Annotated in this window: 1 rRNA gene; it reads left to right on the forward strand. The window is 53.6% G+C overall.

The features are described from left to right. Positions 1 to 224: ribosomal RNA gene (locus WFK81_RS30845) — 23S ribosomal RNA — on the forward strand; the annotation flags it as partial.

Below are 224 nucleotides of genomic sequence, written 5' to 3' on the forward strand. Positions count from 1 at the left end.
TTAAAAGGGTGATGGCGTGCCTTTTGTAGAATGAACCGGCGAGTTACGTTCACGTGCAAGGTTAAGTCGGGAAGACGGAGCCGCAGCGAAAGCGAGTCTGAATAGGGCGAAATAGTACGTGGTCGTAGACCCGAAACCGTGTGATCTACCCCTGTCCAGGGTGAAGGTGCGGTAACACGCACTGGAGGCCCGAACCCACGAATGTTGAAAAATTCGGGGATGAG

Origin of the sequence: Paenibacillus sp. MMO-177, from assembly GCF_037147795.1 — a bacterium.
Lineage (GTDB): Bacteria > Bacillota > Bacilli > Paenibacillales > Paenibacillaceae > Pristimantibacillus.